The sequence below is a fragment of the Pseudomonas sp. FA-1 genome (assembly GCF_056856075.1).
The window spans coordinates 289,112-310,452 of the sequence record NZ_JBWXTH010000001.1 but is presented as its reverse complement, the minus strand read 5'-3'; the positions used below and the strand labels follow the sequence as shown (position 1 = coordinate 310,452).

At 64.3% G+C, this 21,341-nt stretch carries 18 protein-coding genes; 16 read left to right on the top strand and 2 right to left on the bottom strand.

Annotated features, from left to right (window positions below):
• Positions 1-71 precede the first annotated feature (71 nt).
• The gene (gene thiI / locus AC1MHZ_RS01405) at positions 72-1,526 is read left to right on the top strand and encodes a tRNA uracil 4-sulfurtransferase ThiI (protein ID WP_324817549.1); all 1,455 of its coding nucleotides are present in this window, start codon (positions 72-74) and stop codon (positions 1,524-1,526) included.
• 126 nt (positions 1,527-1,652) lie between these two features.
• On the top strand, positions 1,653-3,473 hold the full coding sequence (gene typA / locus AC1MHZ_RS01400) for a translational GTPase TypA (RefSeq protein WP_084853944.1): 1,821 nt from the start codon (positions 1,653-1,655) through the stop codon (positions 3,471-3,473).
• A gap of 148 nt (positions 3,474-3,621) precedes the next feature.
• On the opposite strand, the gene AC1MHZ_RS01395 is transcribed toward typA, so the two are convergent.
• Positions 3,622-4,026: a YkgJ family cysteine cluster protein gene (locus AC1MHZ_RS01395; RefSeq protein ID WP_084853946.1), complete on the bottom strand. Its 405-nt coding sequence runs from the start codon at positions 4,024-4,026 to the stop codon at positions 3,622-3,624.
• Between the two features lie 181 nt (positions 4,027-4,207).
• Between AC1MHZ_RS01395 and AC1MHZ_RS01390 the strand changes: the two genes are divergently transcribed.
• From AC1MHZ_RS01390 to AC1MHZ_RS01370, 5 genes are all read left to right on the top strand, one after another.
• Complete coding sequence (locus AC1MHZ_RS01390) at positions 4,208-6,658, top strand: glycogen/starch/alpha-glucan phosphorylase (protein WP_084853947.1); 2,451 nt, start codon at positions 4,208-4,210, stop codon at positions 6,656-6,658.
• Between the two features lie 244 nt (positions 6,659-6,902).
• The gene (locus tag AC1MHZ_RS01385) at positions 6,903-7,913 is read left to right on the top strand and encodes a class 1 fructose-bisphosphatase (RefSeq protein WP_051099541.1); all 1,011 of its coding nucleotides are present in this window, start codon (positions 6,903-6,905) and stop codon (positions 7,911-7,913) included.
• A 3-nt stretch (positions 7,914-7,916) separates the two neighbouring features.
• Positions 7,917-8,513, top strand: coding sequence for a DUF924 family protein (locus tag AC1MHZ_RS01380; RefSeq protein ID WP_482965945.1), 597 nt, complete (start codon positions 7,917-7,919; stop codon positions 8,511-8,513).
• Between the two features lie 222 nt (positions 8,514-8,735).
• Positions 8,736-8,990, top strand: a complete 255-nt coding sequence (gene bamE / locus AC1MHZ_RS01375) for an outer membrane protein assembly factor BamE domain-containing protein (protein ID WP_084853950.1) — start codon at positions 8,736-8,738, stop codon at positions 8,988-8,990.
• Positions 8,987-9,559, top strand: coding sequence for a lipocalin family protein (locus AC1MHZ_RS01370; RefSeq protein ID WP_084853952.1), 573 nt, complete (start codon positions 8,987-8,989; stop codon positions 9,557-9,559). Before bamE ends, AC1MHZ_RS01370 begins: the two co-directional genes overlap by 4 nt.
• Positions 9,560-9,668: 109 nt before the next feature.
• Here the strand turns inward: AC1MHZ_RS01370 and AC1MHZ_RS01365 are convergent, their stop codons facing one another.
• Entirely contained in the window at positions 9,669-11,033 is a 1,365-nt protein-coding gene (locus AC1MHZ_RS01365; RefSeq protein ID WP_482965944.1) for a formimidoylglutamate deiminase, read from the bottom strand.
• Positions 11,034-11,178: 145 nt separating this feature from the next.
• Between AC1MHZ_RS01365 and hutC the strand changes: the two genes are divergently transcribed.
• The 9 genes from hutC to dtd all read left to right on the top strand — a co-directional run bounded on the left by hutC (position 11,179) and on the right by dtd (position 21,196).
• Positions 11,179-11,889, top strand: a complete 711-nt coding sequence (hutC, locus tag AC1MHZ_RS01360; RefSeq protein ID WP_172402939.1) for a histidine utilization repressor — start codon at positions 11,179-11,181, stop codon at positions 11,887-11,889.
• Positions 11,886-12,458, top strand: coding sequence for a HutD/Ves family protein (locus tag AC1MHZ_RS01355; protein ID WP_482965943.1), 573 nt, complete (start codon positions 11,886-11,888; stop codon positions 12,456-12,458). The genes hutC and AC1MHZ_RS01355 overlap by 4 nt, the downstream gene beginning before the upstream one ends.
• Positions 12,459-12,710: 252 nt before the next feature.
• Positions 12,711-14,384, top strand: coding sequence for a urocanate hydratase (hutU, locus tag AC1MHZ_RS01350; protein WP_084853959.1), 1,674 nt, complete (start codon positions 12,711-12,713; stop codon positions 14,382-14,384).
• An 88-nt stretch (positions 14,385-14,472) separates the two neighbouring features.
• Positions 14,473-16,005 carry a histidine ammonia-lyase gene (gene hutH, locus AC1MHZ_RS01345; RefSeq protein WP_482965942.1) on the top strand — a complete coding sequence of 511 codons (1,533 nt, stop codon included), beginning with the start codon at positions 14,473-14,475 and terminating at the stop codon, positions 16,003-16,005.
• 134 nt (positions 16,006-16,139) lie between these two features.
• Positions 16,140-17,543: an amino acid permease gene (locus AC1MHZ_RS01340; RefSeq protein ID WP_084853962.1), complete on the top strand. Its 1,404-nt coding sequence runs from the start codon at positions 16,140-16,142 to the stop codon at positions 17,541-17,543.
• Between the two features lie 15 nt (positions 17,544-17,558).
• Positions 17,559-18,764, top strand: a complete 1,206-nt coding sequence (gene hutI, locus AC1MHZ_RS01335) for an imidazolonepropionase (RefSeq protein WP_324816480.1) — start codon at positions 17,559-17,561, stop codon at positions 18,762-18,764.
• A 10-nt stretch (positions 18,765-18,774) separates the two neighbouring features.
• Complete coding sequence (hutG, locus tag AC1MHZ_RS01330) at positions 18,775-19,578, top strand: N-formylglutamate deformylase (protein WP_324816478.1); 804 nt, start codon at positions 18,775-18,777, stop codon at positions 19,576-19,578.
• A 212-nt stretch (positions 19,579-19,790) separates the two neighbouring features.
• A complete protein-coding gene (gene pip / locus AC1MHZ_RS01325; protein ID WP_084853967.1) occupies positions 19,791-20,762 on the top strand; it encodes a prolyl aminopeptidase in 972 nt (323 codons plus the stop codon).
• Positions 20,759-21,196 carry a D-aminoacyl-tRNA deacylase gene (gene dtd / locus AC1MHZ_RS01320; protein WP_324816475.1) on the top strand — a complete coding sequence of 146 codons (438 nt, stop codon included), beginning with the start codon at positions 20,759-20,761 and terminating at the stop codon, positions 21,194-21,196. The genes pip and dtd overlap by 4 nt, the downstream gene beginning before the upstream one ends.
• The last annotated feature ends 145 nt before the right edge of the window (positions 21,197-21,341 follow it).

The following is a 21,341-nucleotide window of genomic DNA, read 5'->3' as shown; positions in this document are numbered from 1 at the left end:
AAACCTTGAGCTATTTCCGCTATAATTCGCGCCCCTCATTTTCGGCAGGCCCTGCGCGCGCTGTTAAACCAATGAAACTTATCGTCAAAGTCTTCCCAGAGATCACCATCAAGAGCCGGCCGGTGCGCAAGCGTTTTATCCGCCAGCTCGGCAAGAACATCCGCGTCGTGCTCAAGGACCTGGATCCGGAGCTCGTGGTCGATGGTGTCTGGGACAATCTCGAGGTGGTTACCCGCGTCGAGGACGAGAAGATCCAGCGCGAAATGATCGAGCGCCTGACCTGCACCCCGGGTATCACCCACTTCCTGCAGGTCGAGGAATACCCGCTGGGTGACTTCGACGATATCGTCGAGAAGTGCAAGCACCATTTTGGCCACCTGCTGGCCGGCAAGCGCTTCGCTGTGCGTTGCAAGCGGGGCGGGCACCATGACTTCACCTCGATGGATGTCGATCGCTATGTCGGCAGCCAGTTGCGCCAGCAGTGCGGCGCCACCGGCATCGACCTCAAGGCCCCGGAAGTCCTGGTGCGCATCGAGATCCGCGACCAGCGCCTGTACGTGATCCACAACCAGCACCAGGGCATCGGCGGTTACCCGTTGGGCGCCCTGGAGCAGACCCTGGTGTTGATGTCCGGCGGCTTCGACTCCACCGTCGCTGCCTACCAGATGATGCGTCGCGGCCTGATGACCCACTTCTGCTTCTTCAACCTCGGTGGCCGTGCCCACGAACTGGGCGTGATGGAAGTGGCCCACTACCTGTGGAAGAAGTTCGGCAGCAGCCAGCGCGTGCTGTTCATCAGCGTGCCTTTCGAGGAAGTGGTGGGTGAGATCCTCAACAAGGTCGACAACAGCTACATGGGCGTGACCCTCAAGCGCATGATGCTGCGCGCCGCGGCGCGCATGGCCGATCGCCTGGAGATCGAGGCCCTGGTCACCGGCGAGGCGATTTCCCAGGTGTCCAGCCAGACCCTGCCGAACCTGTCGATCATCGACTCGGCCACCGACAAGCTGGTGCTGCGCCCGCTGCTGGCCAGCCACAAGCAGGACATCATCGACACCGCCTACCAGATCGGTACCGCCGAGTTCGCCAAGCACATGCCTGAATACTGCGGCGTGATTTCGGTGAACCCGACCACCCATGCCAAGCGCCACCGCATGGAGCACGAAGAGAAGCAGTTCGACATGGCGGTGCTCGAGCGCGCCATGGAGCGCGCCAAGTTCATCTCCATCGACCACGTGATCGACGAGCTGGGCAAGGACGTCGAGGTCGAGGAAGTGGCCGAGGCGTTGCCGGGCCAGATCGTTCTCGACATCCGTCACCCCGATGCCCAGGAAGACGAACCCCTGGTGATCGAAGGCGTCGAAGTCCAGGCCATGCCGTTCTATGCCATCAACAGCAAGTTCAAGCACCTGGATGCCAACCGCCAGTACCTGCTGTATTGCGACAAGGGTGTGATGAGCCGCCTGCACGCACACCACCTGCTCAGTGAGGGACATGCCAATGTGCGTGTTTATCGTCCGACATAAGACCCCAGGGCTGTATGGCGGCAGCATCCGCCATCGCCCTCCCGACCACCGGGCCCGCTGAGCCGCAAACTTACATATTCGCCGCCTACACTGGCGGCAACCGAATCCTCTGATCGAGATACAGTTGTGATCGAAAATCTGCGTAACATCGCCATCATCGCCCACGTTGACCATGGCAAAACCACCCTGGTCGACAAACTTTTGCGCCAGTCCGGCACCCTGGAGCGTAACGAGCTCAACGACGAGCGCGTGATGGACTCCAACGACCAGGAAAAGGAGCGTGGCATTACCATCCTGGCGAAGAACACCGCCATCCGCTGGAACGACTACCGCATCAACATCGTCGACACCCCCGGTCACGCCGACTTCGGTGGTGAAGTAGAGCGCGTGATGTCCATGGTCGACTCCGTGCTGCTGCTGGTCGACGCCCAGGACGGCCCGATGCCGCAAACCCGCTTCGTGACCAAGAAGGCCTTCGAAGCCGGCCTCAAGCCGATCGTCGTGATCAACAAGGTTGACCGCCCGGGCGCACGTCCTGACTGGGTTCTGGACCAGATCTTCGACCTGTTCGACAACCTCGGCGCCACCGACGACCAACTGGACTTCCAGGTCGTCTACGCCTCGGCCCTGAACGGCATCGCCGGCCTGGACCACACCAACATGGCCGAAGACATGACCCCGCTGTACCAGGCCATCGTGGACCACGTGCCCGCTCCGACCGTTGACGTCGACGGCCCGTTCCAGATGCAGATCTCTGCGCTGGACTACAACAGCTTCCTGGGCGTCATCGGTGTTGGCCGTATCGCCCGTGGCCGCGTCAAGCCGAACACTCCGGTCGTCGCCATCGACACCGAAGGCAAGAAGCGCAACGGCCGTATTCTCAAGCTGATGGGCCACCACGGCCTGCACCGCGTCGACGTCGAAGAAGCCACCGCGGGCGACATCGTCTGCATCAGCGGCTTCGACGAGCTGTTCATTTCCGACACCCTGTGCGACATGAACCACGTCGAAGCGATGAAGCCGCTGACCGTCGACGAGCCGACCGTTTCGATGACCTTCCAGGTCAACGACTCGCCGTTCTGCGGCAAGGAAGGCAAGTTCGTCACCAGCCGCAACATCAAGGAGCGTCTGGACAAAGAGCTGCTGTACAACGTTGCCCTGCGCGTCGAAGAAGGCGACTCGGCTGACAAGTTCAAGGTGTCTGGCCGCGGTGAGCTGCACTTGTCGGTGCTGATCGAAACCATGCGTCGCGAAGGCTTCGAAATGGCCGTAGGCCGTCCTGAAGTGATCATTCGCGAAGTCAACGGCGTCAAGCAGGAGCCGTTCGAGAACGTCACCATCGACATCCCTGAAGAATCCCAGGGCAAGGTCATGGAAGAGATGGGCCTGCGTAAGGGCGACCTGACCAACATGGCGCCGGATGGCAAGGGCCGCGTGCGTCTGGAGTACAACGTTCCGGCCCGTGGCCTGATCGGTTTCCGTAACCAGTTCCTGACCCTGACCAACGGTGCGGGCATCCTGACCTCGATCTTCGATCGCTACGACACCATGAAGCCAGGCACCATGTCGGGCCGTCTGAACGGTGTGCTGGTCTCGATCGAGACCGGCAAGGCCCTGACCTACTCGCTGGAAACCCTGCAGGCTCGCGGCAAGCTGTTCATCGAGCATGGCCAGGACATCTACAACGGTCAGATCATCGGCCTGAACAGCCGTGACAACGACCTGGGCGTGAACCCGACCAAAGGCAAGAAGCTCGACAACATGCGTGCTTCGGGCAAGGACGAAGTCATCGCCCTGGTTCCGCCGGTTCGCCACACCCTCGAACAGGCCCTGGAATTCATCCAGGACGACGAGCTGTGCGAAGTCACGCCGAAGTCGATCCGTCTGCGCAAGAAGATCCTCGACGAAGGCGAGCGTACCCGCGCTGCCAAGAAAGCCAAGGCTTGATTCATTTAGCCTGAGCTGAAACGAAAACGCCCCCGGTCGAAAGGCCGGGGGCGTTTTCGTTTGTCTTCAAGAAAGTTGGGGGCCGCTTTGCGGCCCTTTCGCGGCGCAAGGGGCGCGAAGCGGCCCCGAATTCTCGACTGAAACAGACTCAGCGCCCGACCACCTTGGGCTTGTACGCACAATATCCCGGTCGCGGCCCGACCTTGGGGTGGTTGCGGCAGGTGTCGGGCCGCTTGTCATAGATGGTGCACAAGCGGCTCTTGCGATCCAGATACAGGCAATCGTCGTTGCTCATGCGCGTCAGGGTGAAGATCCCCGACTTCTGGTTGAAGCGCTCGATGATGCCGTCTTTCTGCAGGCGCTTGGCGATGTGCTTCGGTGGCTCGTCTTTTTCGAACTCGTCCACCACGCCGATGCGGATCAGGTCCTTGATCTTCACTTCCACCGGCAGTGTGCAACAGGTCGAGTGGCAGCCTCCGCACATGTGGCTGGCATAGCGTTGCCAGGTTTCCAGGCGGTCGACTTCGGCGGCGGCGATCAGGGTCGGTTTCATTTTCTTGGGGTATATCACGGTTTGCGGGGCGCGCGATGATACCGGAGTTGTTCAATTTGTGAACAACCTTTTGCCCGAATCGCCGAGCGGACATGAAAACCTCGAACCCTCGCTGACGCTCTGTGTCGAAGCGTCTAGGCTGAACAACCTGTGCTTTCGTCAACTTGCCCGAGGATGCCGCATGTCCCAGGAACCCAAAGCTCGTGACGCAGAGGTGGCCGAGTTCCGCGCCGCTGTACTGGCCAAGCTGACCTACGCGGTCGGCAAGGATCCGGAGCATGCCTTCGACCACGACTGGTTCGAAGCCATCGCCCTGGCTGCCCGCGATCACATGGTCGACCATTGGATGGACCACACCCGTCAGGCCTACCGGCGCAGCCAGAAGCGGGTCTACTACCTCTCCCTGGAATTTCTCATCGGCCGCCTGCTCTACGACAGCCTCAGCAATCTGGGCCTGCTGGAGATCGCCCGCGAAGCCTTGGTGGGGCTGGACGTGGACCTGGAACGCATCCGCCTGCTGGAGCCGGACGCCGCGCTGGGCAACGGCGGCCTCGGTCGCCTGGCGGCGTGCTTCATGGAGAGCATGTCGACCCTGGGCATCGCCGCCCATGGCTATGGTATCCGCTACGAACACGGCCTGTTCCGCCAGGCCATGGTCGATGGCTGGCAACAGGAGCAGACCGAGAACTGGCTGGACTTCGGTAACCCGTGGGAGTTCGAGCGCGCCGAGGTGATCTACCCGATCAGCTTTGGCGGCAGCGTCGAGACCGTGTACGACACCCATGGCCATCCGCGCCAGGTCTGGTGGCCGGGCGAGACGGTGCGGGCGGTGGCCTATGACACCCCGGTGGTCGGCTGGCGCGGGGCGAGCGTCAACACCCTGCGCCTGTGGCGTGCCCGGGCCATGGAAGAGCTGCACCTGGAGCGCTTCAACGCTGGCGATCACCTCGGCGCGGTCGCCGAGGTGGCACGGGCCGAGAGCATTTCGCGGGTACTCTACCCGGCCGACAGCACCGAGGCCGGCCAGGAGCTGCGCCTGCGCCAGGAATACTTCTTCGTCTCGGCATCGTTGCAGGACCTGCTGCGCCGACACCTGAACATGCATGACAACCTGCTCAACCTGCCGGATGCGGCGGCCATCCAGCTCAACGACACCCACCCCTCGATCGCCGTGGCCGAATTGATGCGGCTGTTGGTCGACCAGCATGAAATCCCCTGGGACACCGCCTGGGAACTGACGGTCGGGACCTTGGCCTACACCAACCACACCCTGCTGCCCGAGGCCCTGGAAACCTGGCCGGTGGCGCTGATGGAGCGCATGCTGCCGCGTCACATGCAGATCATCTACCTGATCAACGCCCACCACATCGATGCGTTGCGGGCCAAAGGCCTGCATGACTTCGACGTGCTGCGCGCGGTGTCGCTGATCGAGGAGGACAACGGCCGGCGGGTACGCATGGGCAACCTGGCGTTCCTCGGTTCGCACAGCGTCAACGGGGTGTCGGCTCTGCACAGCAAGCTGATGCGCAGCACGGTCTTCGCCGAGCTGCACAAGCTCTACCCGCAACGGATCAACAACAAGACCAACGGCATCACCTTCCGCCGCTGGCTGTACCAGGCTAACCCGCAGCTCACCGCCATGCTGGTGGAGGCATTGGGCGAGCAGGTGCTGGACGACCCCGAGGGGCAACTGAAGGCGCTGGTACCGTTCGCCGACAAGACCACCTTCCGCAAGCAGTTCGCCGCACAGCGCCTGCACAGCAAGCGCGCCCTGGCCAGCATCATCCAGGACCGGGTCGGGGTGACGGTCAACCCCGAGGCGCTGTTCGACGTGCAGGTCAAGCGGATCCACGAATACAAGCGCCAACTGCTCAACCTGCTGCACACCGTGGCCCTGTACCAGGCCATGCGCGCCGAGCCGGATATCGACTGGGTACCACGGGTGAAGATCTTCGCCGGCAAGGCCGCAGCCAGCTATCACCAGGCCAAGCTGATCATCAAGCTGGCCAACGACATCGCCCGGGTGGTCAACAACGACCCGACCGTGCGCGGCCTGCTCAAGGTGGTGTTCCTGCCCAACTACAACGTCAGCCTGGCCGAGAGCATCATCCCGGCGGCGGATCTGTCCGAGCAGATCTCCACCGCCGGCTACGAAGCCTCCGGTACCAGCAACATGAAGTTCGGCCTCAACGGCGCACTGACCATCGGCACCCTCGATGGCGCCAATGTCGAGATGAGCGAGCAGGTCGGTACCGAGAACATGTTCATCTTCGGCCTCACGGCCCAGCAGGTGGAGGCACGCAAACGGGCCGGGGACTTCGGTGCCGGCGCTGCGATCGCAGCGTCGAACCGCCTGGGCGATGTGCTCGAGGCGATCCGCAGCGGCGTCTTTTCACCCGATGACCCGGCACGCTACACGGGCCTTGTGGATGCGCTGGTGGCCCATGACCGTTTCCTGGTGTGTGCCGATTTCGATGCCTACTGGGAGGCCCAGCGCCGGGTCGAGGCGCTGTGGCACCAGCCGCAGAGCTGGTGGCGGATGGCGGTGCTCAACACTGCGCGGATGGGGTGGTTCTCGTCGGACCGGACCATTCGCGAATATGCCAGCGAGATCTGGAAGGCGCTGGACTGAGGTGAAGCCATTCGCGGGTCAACCCGCTCCCACAGGCCCGCCCAGGTTCCGAAGCCTGCGACAAACCTGTGGGAGCGGGTTTGCCCGCGAATGGCCGCGTGCTCCGACCGCCGGCCTGGCGGGGGCTGAACTACCGACCTATTGTGCCGTCTGAACGACCAGTCGAGTCTCATCGCTCGCTAGCCCGCCACTCTCCCTGTAAACTGCGGGGGTTTTTCTCCCCCTTTCCATTTCGGAGCCATACATGTCCCGCGTTACCCTGAGTCGCTATCTGATTGAGCAGACCCGCAGCAACAATACCCCTGCCGATCTGCGCTTCCTGATCGAAGTGGTGGCGCGTGCGTGCAAGGAAATCAGCCACCACGTGTCCAAAGGGGCCCTGGGCGGCGTACTGGGCAGCATGGGCACCGAAAACGTGCAGGGCGAAGTTCAGAAGAAGCTCGACGTGATCTCCAACGACATCCTGCTCGAGGCCAACGAGTGGGGTGGCCACCTGGCCGGCATGGCGTCCGAGGAAATGGACAACGCCTACCAGATCCCGGGCAAGTACCCCAAGGGCGCCTACCTGCTGGTCTTCGACCCGCTGGACGGTTCGTCGAACATCGACGTCAACGTCTCGGTCGGTACCATCTTCTCGGTATTGCGCTGCCCCAACGAATACCTGAGCCAGAACGAAACCCTGAACGAGAAGGCGTTCCTCCAGCCGGGCACCCAGCAGGTCGCCGCCGGCTACGCCATCTACGGCCCGCAGACCATGCTGATCCTGACCCTGGGCAACGGCGTCAAGGGCTTCACCCTGGACCGCGAGCTGGGCAGCTTCGTCCTGACCCACGAGAACATCCGCGTGCCGGAAAGCACCGCCGAGTTCGCCATCAACATGTCCAACCAGCGTCACTGGGAAGCCCCGGTGCAGCGCTACGTGGGCGAACTGCTGGCTGGCGAGACCGGGCCGCTGAAAAAGAACTACAACATGCGCTGGATCGCCTCGATGGTGGCCGATGTGCACCGCATCCTCACCCGTGGCGGCCTGTTCATGTACCCACGCGATGCCCGTGAACCCAGCAAGCCGGGCAAGCTGCGCCTGATGTACGAAGCCAACCCGATGTCGTTCATCATCGAGCAGGCCGGCGGCGCGTCCACCAACGGTTACGATCGCATCCTCGACATCCAGCCCGAAAGCCTGCACCAGCGCGTGTCGGTGATCCTGGGCTCGAAGGAAGAGGTCGAGCGCGTCACCGCCTATCACAAGGAGTAAGTCATGCTCGCACCTTGGCAGCCTTTACTGGAATGGTGGTTCGGTTGGGGCACCAGCCCCCAGGCCGTGGCTGACGAGAAGAGCACGCTGTGGTTCGGCAAGCACCATGACGATGAAGCTCGCGAGTACTTTGGCGAGCTGGTCGAGCATGCCCTGGCCGGTGGCTTGGACGAATGGCAGCAGAGCCCCCAGGGTTGGCTTGGCCTGCTCCTGTTGCTCGATCAGCTGCCGCGCATGATTTACCGGGACTCGCCGCGCGCCTTCGAGGGCGACCGGCGTGCCCAGGTGGTCGCCATGCAGGGTTTGCAGAAGGGCTGGGACTACCAGCTGTTGCCGATCCAGCGGGTGTTCGTGCTGCTGGTGCTGGAGCACGCCGAAGTGCTCGACTGGCAGAACCTGTGCGTGGAGCGCTACCAGGCCCTGCTGGAGGAACAGCCCGAGGCCAACCGCCGCCTGTTCGAAGGGTTCCTCGATTACGCCGAGCAGCACGAACGGGTGATCGCCCGCTTCGGCCGCTTCCCGCACCGCAACCTGGTGCTGGGCCGACCGAGCACCGATGAAGAAATGGACTTCCTGCTCGAGCCAGGCTCGCGTTTCTAGGCCAGCAGGCTTTGCGGGGCAAAGCCGCTCTCATGCGAGATGCGTGGGGGCGGGTTTGCCCCGCAATCGTTTTGGCGATGTGAACCGGTTCGCAAGGTTCGCGCCAGCCGACCAACGGTGTAGGCACAAACCCAGGGGAGTAGGGAACCGAGGCGGCTTTTTGCCTTCTAAGCTGTCTGCAGGCCACCATGCCTGTGCCTTCATCTCCAGGAGTGTCCCTTCATGTCGTTGCGTTCCCTCGCCCTGTTGTCCTTGTGCGTCGTCCTGACTGCCTGCAGCAAGATCAACCAGGAAAACTATTCCAAGCTCAAGGCCGGCATGAGCAAGGCCGAGGTCGAGCAACTGCTCGGCACCCCGGCAGAATGTTCGGGGGCGCTGGGCATGAGCAGCTGCACGTGGGGCGACGAGAAGAGCTTCATCAGCGTTCAGTACGCTGCCGACAAGGTCTTGATGTATTCCGGGCAGGGTCTCAAATGAAGCGTATCCACCTGCTGCTGGCGGTTTGTGCAGCGTTGCTGCTGGGCGGTTGCGCCACGTCCCCGAGCGACCCGCTGGCGCCGAAGACCGCAGGCGGTCTCGACCTGAAGCGCTATGAGGGCAAATGGTTCGAGCTGGCGCGGTTGCCGATGCCCTTCCAGCGTGATTGCGCCCAGTCCGAGGCCCACTACAACCTCAAGCCCGATGGCTCGATGGGTGTGCTGAACCGCTGCCGCATGTTCGACGGCGAGTGGTTGCGCGCCGAGGGTTCGGCCTGGCCACAGGAGCAGGGGCACAACGACCGGCTGTGGGTGGAGTTCAACAACTGGTTCACACACCTGGTGCCGGGTGTGGCCAAGGGTGAGTACTGGGTGCTGTACGTGGACGAGCGCTACCGCACGGCGATCGTCGGCAGCCCGGACCGCAAGTACCTGTGGATCCTGTCGCGGACCCAGAGCCTGCCGGCGGTGGAGCGCGAGAGCCTGCTGGCCAAGGCCCGCCAGCAGGGGTATGACACCACCCGGCTGATCTGGCGTGCGTCGGACAAGCAGATCGTCGCTTCGCACTGAGTTCTGCTGGTAGACCGCAATCGCGGGACAAGCCCGCTCCCACAAGGGTGACGGTGATCACTGTGGGAGCGGGCTTGCCCCGCGATCAAGGGCGAAGCCCTTGCCGTCGTCAGTCGAGCAGCTGGCGCAGTACCTCGACGAACGCCTGCGCACTCGCCTCTTCCTGTTCGTGCCGCCCCTGGCGCACCACCCATTGCCCGTTGACCATCACGTCGCGCACCTGGCGATCGCCGCCGGCGAACAGCCAGCGGTTGAGAATGGCATCCCCGTTCGCGGTCGCCAGGTAAGGGTCCCGTCCATCGAGCACCAGCCAGTCGGCACGCTTGCCTACGGCCAGCTCGCCGATGGGTTGTCCCATCGCTTGGGTGCCGCCGACCAAGGCTGCGTCGTACAAGGTCCGGCCAACCATCGGCTGGTCGCCGCGATACAGCCGGTTGCGTCGCTGGTCGCGCAGGCGTTGGCCATATTCCAGCCAGCGCAGCTCTTCCACCACGCTCAGTGACACGTGGCTGTCCGAGCCGATGCCCATGCGACCGCCCTGGGCCATGAAGTCCACGGCCGGGAAGATACCGTCGCCCAGGTTGGCCTCGGTGGTCAGGCACAGGCCGGCCACGGCGCGGCTGCGGGCCATGGCGCTGACCTCATCGGGCTCGGCGTGGGTCGCATGGACCAGGCACCAGCGCGCATCCACCTCGACGTTTTCATAGAGCCATTGCAGGGGGCGCAGGCCGCTCCAGGCCAGGCAGTCGTCGACTTCCTTCTGCTGCTCGGCGATATGAATGTGCACCGGGCAATGCTGGTCGCTGGCAGCCAGCACCTCGGCGATCTGCCCAGGGGTGACCGCGCGCAGGGAGTGGAAACACAGGCCCAGGCGCTGGGCGGGTTGCGCCGCCAGGTGCGGGGCGAGCTGCTGTTGCAGGCGCAGGTACTGCTCGCTGGAGTTTATGAAACGGCGCTGGCCTTCGTTCGGCGCCTGGCCGCCGAAGCCTGCATGGCTATAGAGCACCGGCAGCAGGGTCAGGCCGATGCCAGTGTCGGCGGCGGCGGCACTGATGCGCAGCGACAGCTCGGCGGCGTCGGCATAGGCGTGGCCATTGTGGTCGTGGTGCACGTAATGGAACTCGGCCACCGATGTATAGCCGGCCTTGAGCATCTCGATGTACAGCTGGCGGGCGATGACCTGCAGCTGTTGCGGCGTGATCCGGCCGACCAGTCGGTACATCAGGTCGCGCCAGGTCCAGAAGCTGTCGTTGGGGTTGCCGGCCACTTCCGCAAGGCCTGCCATGGCGCGCTGGAAGGCATGGGAATGCAAGTTGGGCATGCCCGGCAGCAGCGGGCCGCCCAGGCGCTCGGCACCCTCGGCCGAGGCGTTGGCCTCGACGTGGCTCAGACGACCGTCTTCGGCGACCTCCAGGCGGACATTGCTGGCCCAGCCGGTGGGCAGCAGGGCGCGTTCGGCGAAAAAGGCAGGCATTGGGTAAAATCCTGTTATTGTTTAACTTGTATATACATATACAGGCGTTTGCGCGCCGGGTAAACTGCGGCAAGCTACCGTTCAACCCATTGCACAAGGATTCAACGCCGTGCCGACACCTCCTGTCTCCGCGCTGGTTGCCCAGATGGGCGAAGGTCCGGCGCCGCTGTATGCCCGGGTCAAGCAGATGATCGTCCAGCAGATCGAAAACGGCAGCTGGCCGCCGCACCACCGGGTCCCCTCGGAAAGCGAGCTGGTCAGCCAGTTGGGCTTCAGCCGCATGACCATCAACCGTGCTCTACGCGAACTCACCGCCGAAGGGCTGCTGGTGCGCATGCAGGGCGTCGGCACCTTCGTGGCCGAACCCAAGACCCGTTCGGCGCTGTTCGAGGTCAACAACATCGCCGACGAGATCGCCGGCCGTGGCCACCAGCACAGCTGCCAGGTGATCCGCCTCGCCGAGGAAGCGGCCGGCTCCGAGCGTGCCCTGGCCCTGGACATGCGCGAAGGGCAGCGGGTGTTCCATTCGCTCATCGTGCACTACGAAAACGGCGTGCCGGTGCAGATCGAGGACCGCTACGTCAACGCGCAGATCGCCCCGGACTACCTCAAGCAGGATTTCACCCGGCAGACGCCCTACGCCTACCTGTCGCAGGTCGCCCCGTTGACCGAGGGTGAGCACGTGGTCGAGGCGATCCTGGCCGAGCCCGAGGAGTGCCGCCTGCTGCAGATCGAGCGTGGCGAGCCGTGCCTGCTGATCCGCCGACGCACCTGGTCCGGCCGCCAGCCGGTGACCGCCGCACGCCTGATCCACCCTGGTTCCCGTCATCGCCTGGAAGGACGATTCAGCAAATGACTCAATTGCAGCTGTTGCGCGCCCAAGACTACCCGCGCATGCCCTGGAAGAACGGTGGAGGCTTCACCGAAGAGATCACCCGCGACGCCGGCGAGGGCCTGGAGGGGTTCGGTTGGCGCCTGTCGATCGCCGATATCGAGGAGTCCGGCGGGTTTTCCACCTTTGCCGGCTACCAGCGGATCATCACCGTGCTCCAGGGCGACGGCATGCGCCTGCTGGTCGACGGCCAGGCCAGCCGGCCATTGCTGCCGTTCGATGCCTTTGCCTTCAAGGGCGAAAGCCAGGTCAGCTGCAAGCTGCTGGGCGGGCCGATCCGCGACTTCAACCTGATCTACGCGCCGCAGCGCTACCGGGCGCGGCTGCAGTGGCTCGATGGTACGCACCGGTTGTACAGCTCGGCCTCGACCGTGCTGTTGTTCGCGGCCAGCGGGCATGTCGAGGCGAGCGTGTCGGGGCATGGGGTGCAGCGGCTGGGCTTGTATGACTGCCTGCGCCTGGAGGGCAACGAAGAGCTCCTGGGGCTGGATGTGCAAGGGCGGTTCTGCCTGATCGAATTGATACCGCGCTAAACGGGCATCGTGAAAAAGGGGCTGCTGTGCAGCCCGATCGCAGCACAAGGCCGCTCCTACAAGTTGATCGCAAATCCTTGTAGGAGCGGCCTTGTGCCGCGATCGGGTCGCGCAGCGGCCCCTTTGTCTTTCTGGCTTCCCGAGGAGCGGTATAAAAAAATGGTTGTCCATGCTTGTACATACAAGTAAAGATGTGTTTGTATATCGCCATCGACACACCGCCGTCGACACCGACCGCAGAGGACATCTCCCGTGACTGACAACAACAAATACCGTGACGTAGAAATCCGCGCCCCGCGTGGCAACAAGCTGACCGCCAAGAGCTGGCTGACCGAAGCGCCGCTGCGCATGCTGATGAACAACCTCGACCCACAGGTTGCCGAGAACCCGAAGGAACTGGTGGTCTACGGCGGTATCGGCCGTGCCGCGCGTAACTGGGAGTGCTACGACAAGATCGTCGAGACCCTGACCCGCCTGGAGGACGACGAGACCCTGCTGGTGCAGTCCGGCAAGCCGGTCGGTGTCTTCAAGACCCACGCCAACGCCCCGCGCGTGCTGATCGCCAACTCCAACCTGGTGCCGCACTGGGCCAACTGGGAGCACTTCAACGAACTGGACGCCAGAGGCCTGGCCATGTACGGCCAGATGACCGCCGGCAGCTGGATCTACATCGGCAGCCAGGGCATCGTCCAGGGCACCTACGAAACCTTCGTCGAGGCCGGCCGCCAGCACTACAACGGCAACCTGACCGGCAAGTGGGTCCTGACCGCAGGCCTCGGGGGCATGGGCGGCGCCCAGCCACTGGCCGCTACCCTGGCCGGTGCCTGCTCGCTGAACATTGAATGCCAGCAGAGCCGCATCGACTTCCGCCTGCAGACCCGCTACGTCGACGAGCAGGCCAAGGACCTGGACGACGCCCTGGCGCGCATCGCCAAGTACACCGCCGAAGGCAAGGCCATCTCCATCGCCCTGCACGGCAACGCTGCCGAAATCCTGCCTGAGCTGGTCAAGCGTGGCGTGCGCCCGGACATGGTCACCGACCAGACCAGCGCCCACGACCCGCTCAACGGCTACCTGCCGGCCGGCTGGACCTGGGAAGAGTACCGCGACCGCGCCCAGACCGACGCCGCTGCCGTGGTCAAGGCTGCCAAGCAATCGATGGCCGTGCACGTGCAGGCCATGCTCGACTTCCAGAAAATGGGCGTACCGACCTTCGACTACGGCAACAACATCCGTCAGATGGCCAAGGAAGAGGGCGTGGCCAATGCCTTCGACTTCCCTGGCTTCGTACCGGCCTATATCCGCCCGCTGTTCTGCCGCGGTGTCGGCCCGTTCCGCTGGGCTGCGCTGTCGGGCGATGCCGAGGACATCTACAAGACCGACGCCAAGGTCAAGGAGCTGATCCCGGACGACGCCCACCTGCACCGTTGGCTGGACATGGCCCGCGAGCGCATCAGCTTCCAGGGCCTGCCGGCACGTATCTGCTGGGTTGGCCTGGGCCTGCGCGCCAAGCTGGGCCTGGCGTTCAACGAAATGGTCCGTAGCGGCGAGCTGTCCGCGCCGATCGTCATCGGCCGCGACCATCTGGACTCCGGCTCTGTGTCCAGCCCGAACCGCGAGACCGAAGCCATGCGTGACGGCTCCGATGCTGTCTCCGACTGGCCGCTGCTCAACGCCCTGCTCAACACCGCAGGCGGCGCCACCTGGGTTTCGCTGCACCACGGTGGTGGCGTAGGCATGGGCTTCTCCCAGCACTCGGGCATGGTCATCGTCTGCGACGGTACCGACGAAGCCGCGGCACGTATCGCTCGCGTACTGACCAACGACCCAGGGACCGGCGTCATGCGCCACGCCGATGCCGGCTACCAGATCGCCATCGACTGCGCCAAGGAGCAGGGCCTGGACCTGCCGATGATCACGGGCTGATCGACGTTCCTTTGGCTGTCGCCGAACAACGTTGATACTGAACAACAAGAAGGGGGCCTACGGGCCCCATGCGAATTGGAGTAGCGAAGTGACCGACCTGACTCTCAAGCCCGGCACCCTGACCCTGGCCCAACTGCGTGCTGTCCACGCAGCGCCTGTACGCCTGCAGCTGGACGCCGGCGCAATCCCGGCGATCGACGCCAGCGTCGCCTGCGTCGAGCAGATCATCGCCGAAGACCGCACCGCCTACGGCATCAACACCGGTTTCGGCCTGCTGGCCTCGACCCGCATCGCCAGCCATGATCTGGAAAACCTGCAGCGCTCGCTGGTGCTGTCCCACGCCGCCGGTATCGGCGCGCCGCTGGACGACGCCCTGGTGCGCCTGATCATGGTGCTGAAGATCAACAGCCTCAGCCGTGGCTTCTCCGGCATCCGCCGGAAGGTCATCGACGCGTTGATCGCCCTGGTCAACGCCGAAGTCTACCCGCACATCCCGCTCAAGGGCTCGGTAGGCGCCTCGGGCGACCTGGCACCGCTGGCCCACATGTCGCTGGTGCTGCTGGGTGAAGGCAAGGCCCGCCACAAGGGCCAGTGGCTGCCTGCCACCGAAGCCCTGGCGGTCGCCGGCCTGGAGCCGCTGACCCTGGCCGCGAAAGAGGGCCTGGCCCTGCTCAACGGCACCCAGGCATCCACGGCCTACGCCCTGCGCGGGCTGTTCGCCGCCGAAGACCTGTACGCCGCGGCCATCGCCTGTGGCGGCCTGAGCGTGGAAGCCGCGCTGGGTTCGCGCTCGCCGTTCGATGCGCGCATTCATGAAGTGCGTGGCCAGCGTGGCCAGATCGACACCGCCGCCTGCTTCCGCGACCTGCTGGGCGACTCCAGCGAAGTTTCGCTGTCGCACAAGAACTGCGACAAGGTCCAGGACCCGTACTCCCTGCGTTGCCAGCCGCAAGTCATGGGCGCCTGCCTGACCCAGATCCGCCAGGCTGCCGAAGTGCTGGGCATCGAAGCCAACGCCGTGTCGGACAACCCGTTGGTATTCGCTGCCGAAGGCGACGTGATCTCCGGTGGTAACTTCCACGCCGAGCCTGTGGCCATGGCCGCCGACAATATCGCCCTGGCCATCGCCGAGATGGGATCGCTGAGCGAGCGCCGTATCTCGCTGATGATGGACAAGCACATGTCCCAGCTGCCGCCGTTCCTGGTGGAGAACGGTGGGGTGAACTCCGGCTTCATGATCGCCCAGGTCACCGCTGCCGCCCTGGCCAGCGAGAACAAGGCCTTGTCGCATCCGCACAGCGTCGACAGCCTGCCGACCTCCGCCAACCAGGAAGACCACGTATCGATGGCCCCTGCCGCCGGCAAGCGCCTGTGGGAAATGGCCGAGAACACCCGTGGTGTGCTGGCCATCGAATGGCTGGGCGCCTGCCAGGGCCTGGACCTGCGCAAGGGCCTGAAGACCTCCGCCAAGCTGGAACAGGCGCGCCAGGCACTGCGCCGCGAAGTGCCGCACTACGACCGTGACCGCTTCTTCGCGCCGGACATCGAAATCGCCGCCGAGCTGCTGGCCAAAGGGACCTTGACCAGCCTGCTGCCGGCCGGCGTCCTGCCAAGCCTGTGACATCGCCATCGCGGGACAAGCCCGCTCCCACAGGGACCTCGCCGTACCTGTAGGAGCGGGCTTGCCCCGCGATTGGGCTACGTAGCAGCCCCTTCTACTTCACGACCACAAGAACAATTCAAGAAGGACGTGACATGCAACAAACCCAAGGTCTCAAGCGCGGGCTATCGGCCCGGCACATTCGTTTCATGGCGCTCGGTTCCGCGATCGGAACCGGGCTGTTCTACGGTTCGGCCTCAGCCATCCAGATGGCCGGCCCGGCTGTCCTGCTGGCCTACCTGATCGGCGGCGCGGCGGTGTTCATGGTCATGCGCGCCCTCGGTGAGATGGCCGTGCACAACCCGGTGGCCGGCTCCTTCGGTCACTACGCCAGTACCTACCTCGGCCCCATGGCGGGCTTCATCCTCGGCTGGACCTACGCTTTCGAGATGGTCATCGTCGCCATCGCCGACGTCACCGCATTCGGGATCTACATGGGCTTCTGGTTCCCGGAGGTGGCCCGCTGGATCTGGGTGCTGGGCATCGTCTTCATCATCGGCGGCCTGAACCTGTGCAACGTCAAGGTCTTCGGCGAAATGGAGTTCTGGCTGTCGCTGCTCAAGGTCGGGGCGATCGTCGCCATGATCCTGGCCGGCTTCGGCATCATGATCTTCGGCCTGGGCCACGCCACCACCGAAACCACCGTCGGTGTGAGCAACCTGGTCAGCAATGGCGGCTTCATGCCCAACGGTATCGGCGGCCTGATCGCCTGCTTCGCCGTGGTGATGTTCGCCTTCGGTGGCATCGAGATCATCGGTGTCACCGCCGGTGAAGCCAAGGACCCGCAACGCGTCATCCCCAAGGCGATCAACGCCGTGCCGCTGCGCATCCTGCTGTTCTACGTGCTCACCCTGTTCGTGCTGATGTGCCTGTACCCATGGCCGCAGATCGGCAGCCAGGGCAGCCCGTTCGTGCAGATCTTCAGCAACCTGGGCATCGGTTCGGCCGCCGCCGTGCTGAACGTGGTGGTGATCTCGGCCGCGGTTTCGGCCATCAACAGCGACATCTTCGGCGCCGGCCGCATGATGTATGGCCTGGCCCAGCAGGGCCATGCGCCGCGCAGCTTCGGCAAGCTGTCCCGCCACGGCGTACCATGGATGACCGTGCTGGTGATGGGCGCTGCGCTGCTGGTCGGCGTGCTGCTGAACTACCTGATCCCGGAGAACGTGTTCCTGCTGATCGCCTCGATCGCCACCTTCGCTACCGTGTGGGTGTGGACGATGATCCTGGTCAGCCAGGTGGCCATGCGTCGCCGCCTGAGCGCCGAGCAGGTCGCCGAGCTGAAGTTCCCCGTGCCGTTCTGGCCCTACGGGCCGGCCATGGCCATCGCTTTCATGTTGTTCATCTTTGGTGTACTTGGTTACTTCCCGGATACCCAGGCTGCGTTGATCGTCGGCGTCATCTGGGTGGTGTTCCTGGTGGCCTCCTACCTGTTGTGGTGCAAGCCGCGGGCAGGGCAGGGCCAGCCAGTCCGGGAGCCGGCCGAACTGCACCGCTAGAAACGGAGACCGCTTATGAGAACCCTCTGGCAGCACTGTCACGTGGCGACCATGGCCCAAGGCCGCTACTCGATCATCGAGGATGCAGCGATCGTCACCAACGCGGGGCGGATCGAATGGATCGGCCCACGTGGCGAACAGCCGGCGGTCGACGCCGAGCGTACGGTGGACCTGGGCGGCGCCTGGGTCACCCCGGGGCTGATCGATTGCCACTCCCATGCGGTGTTCGGTGGTAACCGCAGCGGCGAGTTCGAGCAGCGCCTGCAGGGCGTCAGCTACGCCGAGATCGCCGCCCAGGGCGGCGGTATCGCCAGCACCGTGCGGGCGACCCGCGCGGCCAGCGAAGACGAGCTGTTCGCCAGTGCACGCCAGCGGGTCCAGGCATTGATGCGCGATGGCATGACCACGCTGGAGATCAAGTCCGGCTACGGCCTGGACCTGGCCAACGAGCGCAAGATGCTGCGGGTCGCCCGGCGCCTGGGCGAGGAGCTGCCGCTGACCGTGCGTAGCACCTGCCTTGCCGCCCATGCCTTGCCGCCGGAATACGCCGGCCGGGCGGACGACTACATTGCGCATATCTGCGACCAGATGCTACCCGCCCTGGCCGAGGAAGGCCTGGTGGACGCAGTGGATGCCTTCTGCGAACACCTGGCGTTCTCGCCAGCCCAGGTCGAGAAGGTGTTCATCAAGGCGCGTGAGCTGGGCCTGCCGGTCAAGCTCCACGCCGAGCAGCTGTCATCGCTGCACGGCTCGAGCCTGGCGGCGCGCTACCACGCACTGTCGGCCGACCATCTGGAGTTCATGACCGAGGAAGACGCCATCGCCATGGCCGAGGCCGGCACCGTTGCCGTGCTGCTGCCGGGGGCGTTCTACTTCCTGCGCGAAACCCAGCTGCCGCCGATGGAGGCCCTGCGCCGCCACGGCGTGAAGATCGCCCTGGCCAGCGACTTGAACCCAGGCACTTCGCCTGCGTTGTCGCTACGCCTGATGCTGAACATGGGCTGTACCCTGTTCCGCATGACCCCGGAGGAGGCGCTTGCCGGCGTCACCCTGCACGCTGCCACGGCGTTGGGCCTGGGCGAAAGCCACGGCTCGCTGGAGGTGGGCAAGGTGGCGGACTTCGTCGCCTGGCAAATCGAGCGCCCGGCGGATCTGAGCTACTGGCTCGGTGGCGACCTGCCTAAGCGGGTGGTACGCCTGGGCCATGAGATATCCAACTGAGCGAGGGCACATGGACAAGGTATTGAGTTTTCACCAGGGCCAGCTGCCGCTGCTGATCAGCATGCCTCATGCAGGCCTGGGCCTGACCGAGACCGTGCGTGACGGTTTGGTCGAGCCGGCGCGCAGCCTGCCGGACACCGACTGGCATATCCCACGGCTGTACGATTTCGCCCGGGACCTGGGTGCCAGCGTGGTGGCCGCGGAGTATTCGCGGTTCGTCATCGACCTGAACCGCCCGGATGACGACAAGCCGTTGTATGCCGGCGCCACTACGGGCCTGTACCCGGCGACGCTGTTCGAGGGCGAGCCGTTGTTCAAGGCGGGACAGGAACCCTCGGCGGACGAGCGCAAGGGCTATCTGGAGCAGATCTGGCGGCCATACCACGATACGATCCGACAGGAACTCGCGCGCCTGCGCGAGATTCACGGCTATGCCCTGTTGTGGGATGCCCACTCGATCCGCTCGGTCATCCCGCACCTGTTCGACGGCAAGCTGCCGGACTTCAACCTGGGCACCTTCAACGGCGCCAGCTGCGACCCGGTCCTGGCCGAGCGCCTGCTGGGTGTCTGCGCTCAGGCCCAGGGCTACACCTCTGTGCTCAACGGGCGCTTCAAGGGCGGGCACATCACCCGTCATTACGGCGACCCGGCGAACGATATTCACGCTGTGCAACTGGAGCTGGCGCAGAGCACCTACATGGAAGAGGTCGAGCCGTTCGCCTACCGCGAAGACCTCGCCCAGCCGACCCAGGTGGTGTTGAAGCAGTTGCTGGAAACCGTCTTGGCCTGGGGCAAGGCGCGCTACGGGCGTTGATACTTGGGCTGCCTTGCAGCCCTTTCGCGGCACAAGGCCGTTCCTACAGGGGGCGCGAGGTTCTTGTAGGAGCGGCCTTGTGCCGCGAAAGGGCCGCAAAGCGGCCCCAGTATCCCGATCGACATCCACCTGTTTCACCGCGACACATGCTCAAAGCGCAATTCAGGTTTATGATGCCAGGCGGCAGATTAAATCCTCACACGGAGTGCGCAATGCAGACCCTGTACCCGCAGATCAAACCCTACGCCCGGCACGATCTGGCCGTGGAAGCACCGCATGTACTCTATGTAGACGAAAGCGGATCGCCAGAAGGTCTGCCGGTGGTGTTCATCCACGGTGGCCCGGGCGCTGGCTGCGATGCCCAGAGCCGCTGCTACTTCGACCCCAACCTGTACCGCATCATCACCTTCGACCAGCGCGGTTGCGGGCGCTCCACGCCCCATGCCAGCCTGGAGAACAACACCACCTGGCATCTGGTCGAGGACCTGGAGCGCATCCGCGAGCACCTGGGGATCGACAAATGGGTGCTGTTCGGTGGCTCCTGGGGTTCCACCCTTGCCCTGGCCTATGCCCAGACCCACCCCGAACGCGTCCATGGCCTGATCCTGCGGGGCATCTTCTTGTGCCGCCCCCAGGAGATCCAATGGTTCTACCAGGAAGGGGCCAGCCGTCTGTTCCCAGACTACTGGCAGGACTACATCGCACCGATTCCGCCGGAAGAGCGCGGTGACCTGGTCAAGGCCTTCCACAAGCGCCTGACCGGCAACGACCAGATCGCCCAGATGCACGCCGCCAAGGCCTGGTCCACCTGGGAAGGCCGCACCGCGACGCTGCGTCCCAACCCGCTGGTGGTCGACCGCTTCTCCGAGCCGCAGCGCGCCCTGTCGATCGCCCGTATCGAATGCCACTACTTCATGAACAATGCATTCCTCGAGCCGGACCAGCTGATCCGCGACCTACCGAAGATCGCCCATTTGCCCGCGGTAATCGTGCACGGCCGCTACGATGTGATCTGCCCGCTGGAAAACGCCTGGGCGCTGCACCAGGCCTGGCCGAACAGCGAGCTGAAGGTGATCCGCGACGCCGGCCATGCTGCCTCCGAGCCGGGTATCACCGATGCCCTGGTGCGCGCCGCCGACCAGATGGCCCGCCGCCTGCTCGACCTGCCCCTGGAAGAAGCATGAAGGGCCTGCTGCAGCGCGTGCGGGGCGCGCGGGTAGAGGTGGAGGGGGAAATCGTCGGCGCTATCGACCAAGGCCTGCTGGTGCTGGTGGCGGTGGAGCCGGGGGACACCCGCGAGCACGCCGACAAGCTTTTGCACAAGCTGCTCAACTACCGTGTGTTCAGCGACCCCCAGGGCAAGATGAACCTGTCGCTCAAGGACATCGGCGGCGGCTTGCTGCTGGTGTCCCAGTTCACCTTGGCTGCCGACACTCGCAACGGCATGCGCCCAAGCTTCTCCACCGCGGCGCCGCCGGCCCTCGGCGCCGAATTGTTCGACTACCTGCTCGAGCGAGCCCGCGCCGCGCACGACGCTGTCGCCAGCGGCCGTTTCGGTGCCGATATGCAGGTGCATTTAGTCAATGATGGCCCTGTGACATTTATGTTACAAATTTGAGCTTAAAAACCCTATGTTTGCGTGAAAAACAAGAGGGTTTGTACGATAAATAGTTGTTCCAGCCTGATGCGTTGTAACGCGCTCTGCTGGATAATCGCGCGCTGCGTGAGCCTGCGTCCGTGGGCTCGTTTCACTCTGACTCGAG

Bases quoted from the DNA above. Each gene is read 5' to 3' on its own strand.
- AC1MHZ_RS01385 (WP_051099541.1), top strand. From the start codon at position 6,903: ATGTCCCGCGTTACCCTGAGTCGCTATCTGATTGAGCAGACCCGCAGC.
- hutC (WP_172402939.1), top strand. From the start codon at position 11,179: ATGGGCGAAGGTCCGGCGCCGCTGTATGCCCGGGTCAAGCAGATGATC.
- AC1MHZ_RS01365 (WP_482965944.1), bottom strand. From the start codon at position 11,033: ATGCCTGCCTTTTTCGCCGAACGCGCCCTGCTGCCCACCGGCTGGGCC.
- AC1MHZ_RS01370 (WP_084853952.1), top strand. From the start codon at position 8,987: ATGAAGCGTATCCACCTGCTGCTGGCGGTTTGTGCAGCGTTGCTGCTG.
- AC1MHZ_RS01340 (WP_084853962.1), top strand. From the start codon at position 16,140: ATGCAACAAACCCAAGGTCTCAAGCGCGGGCTATCGGCCCGGCACATT.
- pip (WP_084853967.1), top strand. From the start codon at position 19,791: ATGCAGACCCTGTACCCGCAGATCAAACCCTACGCCCGGCACGATCTG.
- AC1MHZ_RS01390 (WP_084853947.1), top strand. From the start codon at position 4,208: ATGTCCCAGGAACCCAAAGCTCGTGACGCAGAGGTGGCCGAGTTCCGC.
- thiI (WP_324817549.1), top strand. From the start codon at position 72: ATGAAACTTATCGTCAAAGTCTTCCCAGAGATCACCATCAAGAGCCGG.
- AC1MHZ_RS01355 (WP_482965943.1), top strand. From the start codon at position 11,886: ATGACTCAATTGCAGCTGTTGCGCGCCCAAGACTACCCGCGCATGCCC.
- dtd (WP_324816475.1), top strand. From the start codon at position 20,759: ATGAAGGGCCTGCTGCAGCGCGTGCGGGGCGCGCGGGTAGAGGTGGAG.
- AC1MHZ_RS01380 (WP_482965945.1), top strand. From the start codon at position 7,917: ATGCTCGCACCTTGGCAGCCTTTACTGGAATGGTGGTTCGGTTGGGGC.
- hutG (WP_324816478.1), top strand. From the start codon at position 18,775: ATGGACAAGGTATTGAGTTTTCACCAGGGCCAGCTGCCGCTGCTGATC.
- bamE (WP_084853950.1), top strand. From the start codon at position 8,736: ATGTCGTTGCGTTCCCTCGCCCTGTTGTCCTTGTGCGTCGTCCTGACT.
- AC1MHZ_RS01395 (WP_084853946.1), bottom strand. From the start codon at position 4,026: ATGAAACCGACCCTGATCGCCGCCGCCGAAGTCGACCGCCTGGAAACC.
- hutI (WP_324816480.1), top strand. From the start codon at position 17,559: ATGAGAACCCTCTGGCAGCACTGTCACGTGGCGACCATGGCCCAAGGC.